Source organism: Pseudoclavibacter sp. VKM Ac-2867 (assembly GCF_015351275.1).
Lineage (GTDB): Bacteria > Actinomycetota > Actinomycetes > Actinomycetales > Microbacteriaceae > Pseudoclavibacter.
Window position 1 is genome coordinate 1 of record NZ_JADKSL010000044.1, and the last position, 1,172, is coordinate 1,172.

Here is a 1,172-nt window from a genome sequence, read left to right on the forward strand (position 1 = left end):
GGAAGCCGTGGCGCCTGCACGAGGGTCGGACAGCAGCTCGGGATCCCTGCTGACACGTTGCGCGGGTGGTTGCAGCGAACCGATATCGATGCTGGCGTCCGGCCGGGCGTCACGAGCGATGATCGGACGCGGCTCGCTGAGCTCGAGCGGGAGAACCGCGAGCTTCGACGGGCCAACGCTATCTTGAAATCTGCATCGGCTTTCTTCGCGGCGGAGCTCGACCGCGCACAGCGCTGATGGTCGAGTTCATCGACGCGCACAAGCAGGAGTTCGGGGTCGAGCCGATCTGCACTGTTCTGCAGTTCGCCCCGTCGACGTCCTACGCCGCGAAGAGAAGGCCGGCCTCGAAACGCTCGGTCAGTGACGAGCAAACAGTCGCGAAGATCCGCGATATTCACGCGTCGAACTACGGCGTCTACGGGGCCAGGAAAGTTCACGCGCAGTTGCGCCGGGACGGCGAACAGGTCGCGCGTTGCACGGTCGAGCGGCTCATGCGCCGCGAAGGGCTGCGCGGAAGCTCGCGGCGCAAGGGCCCCAAGACCGCGATTCCTGGCCCGTTCTCGGGGCGGCCGGAAGATCTCGTGGATCGGCGCTTCACCGCTCCTGCCCCGGACTGTCTCTGGGTCGCGGACATCACGTACGTCCGCGCCTTCCAGGGTTGGGTCTATGCGGCGTTCGTGCTCGACATGTTCTCCCGACGGGTCGTTGGCTGGCAGCTTTCCACGAGCCTGCACACCGATCTCGCGCTCGACGCGCTCGAGATGGGCATCTGGACACGCCAGCGAGCGGGCCGCGACCTGTCGCAACTGATCCATCACTCTGATCGCGGAGTCCAGTATCGAGCGGTTCGTTACACCGAACGCCTCGAGGAAGCCGAGGCAGTCGCCTCGGTCGGCTCCAAGGGCGATTCCTACGACAACGCCATGGCCGAGGCCTTCAACTCGCTGTTCACAGCCGAGCTCGTCCGCAACCACTGCCCCTGGCGGGGCATCAACGACCTCGAGATCGCGGTCGCGGAATACATCGATTGGTATAACCACAGGCGACTGCATGGCGAGCTCGACCACCGCCCACCGATCGAGGTCGAGGTCGAGGAACACTTCATCGCCGCACGAACGCCCGCCATCAGACAGACGGAACGGGGCTAACCGAGCCTCCAACAAACCCGGGGC

The 1,172-nt window shown here is 65.3% G+C and carries 2 protein-coding genes and 1 other annotated feature; both genes read left to right on the forward strand.

The window, feature by feature from the left end; all coding sequences use genetic code 11:
* Positions 1–237 (forward strand): transposase (locus ITJ67_RS19885; RefSeq protein WP_323741512.1); only part of this gene is annotated, 237 nt, incomplete at its 5' end.
* Positions 198–311 (forward strand) — a sequence feature (AL1L pseudoknot). (Overlaps the previous gene by 40 nt.)
* Positions 237–1,148 carry an IS3 family transposase gene (locus ITJ67_RS19465; protein ID WP_194678749.1) on the forward strand — a complete coding sequence of 304 codons (912 nt, stop codon included), beginning with the start codon at positions 237–239 and terminating at the stop codon, positions 1,146–1,148. It overlaps the preceding feature by 75 nt. The genes ITJ67_RS19885 and ITJ67_RS19465, both read left to right, overlap by 1 nt.
* Positions 1,149–1,172: the final 24 nt, after the last annotated feature.